Genomic DNA, 205 nt, shown 5'->3' with positions numbered 1-205 from the left:
GCCACGCCCCATGCCGCCTTCATCGTCCGCCCTCCGTTTCTTTACGGCGCACCCAAATGATTACCGCCAGGCCCGCCAACACGCAAACGCCGTAACGCCACGGCAGGCCTGTGTCCTCCTCCATCATCTCTCCCACCGTGATGCTCCGACCGAACCGTTCCGGACGGAACACCGACAGGTTGCGCTTGGCACGCACGATGCCCCC

Annotated in this window: 1 pseudogene; it reads right to left on the bottom strand. The window is 64.9% G+C overall.

The features are described 5' to 3' along the window. Nucleotides 1–19: 19 nt before the first annotated feature. Nucleotides 20–205: pseudogene (locus HMPREF9442_RS16285) on the bottom strand (MauE/DoxX family redox-associated membrane protein); the annotation flags it as partial.

The sequence above is a fragment of the Paraprevotella xylaniphila YIT 11841 genome (assembly GCF_000205165.1).
Classification (GTDB): Bacteria; Bacteroidota; Bacteroidia; order Bacteroidales; family Bacteroidaceae; genus Paraprevotella; species Paraprevotella xylaniphila.
The sequence above is the reverse complement of the archived record's forward strand: the minus strand, read 5'-3'. Positions and strand labels throughout refer to the sequence as shown.